Consider the following 833-nt stretch of genomic DNA (forward strand, 5'->3'; position numbering starts at 1 on the left):
ACGTTGAACAACAGGTCGTAGAGGGAGAAGGCGCGGCCCCGATAGGCGTCCTCGGTCTGTTCCTGCACGATCGTGTCCACGCAGATCTTGCTCGCCTGGGCGGCGAAGCCGATCGGAATCGAGCCCACGATCAGCAGTGGCGACGAGAACGGAAGGCACAGGGCAATCTCGATGATCCCGGCGGCGAGTAACACGAGGCTGATCCAGGTCTGCTTGCTGATCCGCCGGGTCACCCTCGGGGTGACGAACGCGGCCGCGACCGTGCCCACCCCGCTGGCCGCCACCAGCAGCGCAAGGCCACCGAGGCCGCCGTCCGCGCCCGTGAAGTAGTTGCGGTAGAGCAGGACGGCCATCACCGTCGTCAGACCGTACGCCGCCCGCGAGCCGGTCAGCGCGGCGAGCGCGTACCGGGCCGGGCGCCGCTGCCACAGGTGGTCGGCGCCGGCCGCCAGCTCCACGACCACCTGCCGGGCCTCGCGCAGTACGCCCTGCCCGGGTGCGGAGTGCAGCGGTCCGAACTCGTACCGGCCGGCGCGGCCCGCGGTGCCCGCCGCGGCCAGGTAGACCAGACCGGCGAGCGCGGCCACCAGAGCGACACCCGCGTCGTCACCGCCGATCAGCCCGCGTATGCCACTACCGATCCCGGCGCCGACCAGCGTCATGACCGTCCCGGACGTCACCGACAGGGCGTTCGCCGTGACCAGCTTCCCGGTGGGGACGACGACGGGCAGCCCCGCGGACAGTGCCGCGAGCACGAAACGGTTGACGCTGACCACCGCGAGCGCAGTCGCGTAGAAGTCGACGCCGGTATGGCCGGCCGCGATGAGCAGGAC

1 pseudogene is annotated in these 833 nt (G+C 71.3%); it reads right to left on the reverse strand.

Annotated features, from left to right (window positions below):
- Positions 1-833: pseudogene (locus tag DD1DGNOD_RS26105) on the reverse strand (MFS transporter); the annotation flags it as partial.

It is taken from the genome of Candidatus Protofrankia californiensis (genome assembly GCF_900634765.1).
GTDB lineage: Bacteria > Actinomycetota > Actinomycetes > Frankiales > Frankiaceae > Protofrankia > Protofrankia californiensis.